The organism is Burkholderia cepacia (assembly GCF_001039005.1).
Taxonomy (GTDB): Bacteria; Pseudomonadota; Gammaproteobacteria; order Burkholderiales; family Burkholderiaceae; genus Burkholderia; species Burkholderia theae.
Window position 1 is genome coordinate 1 of the sequence record NZ_LDWR01000156.1, and the last position, 272, is coordinate 272.

Genomic DNA, 272 nt, shown 5'->3' on the forward strand with positions numbered 1-272 from the left:
CGACTTCGACGGGCTTGTCGTCAGCGAACAGCTCGATCACGTCGCTGTCCACGTCGACCTCGACCGGCCTGTCGTCGGCCAACAGTTCGATCTCTTCGCTCTCTACGTCGACTTCGACGGGCATCAACTCGCTGTCGACTGGGTTGAGCTCGACCAATAGCTCGGTGTCGTCGCTGTCGACTTCAACGTCGACCGGCTTGTCATCGGCGAACAGCTCGATCTCCTCGTTGTCCACCTCGACTTCGACGAGCATCAGCTCGCTGTCGACCGGC

At 60.7% G+C, this 272-nt stretch carries 1 protein-coding gene; it reads right to left on the reverse strand.

Going from position 1 to position 272, the window contains the following annotated elements:
• On the reverse strand, nucleotides 1-253 hold a 253-nt coding region (locus tag VL15_RS42980), incomplete at its 3' end, for a hypothetical protein (RefSeq protein WP_230684634.1).
• Nucleotides 254-272 lie beyond the last annotated feature (19 nt).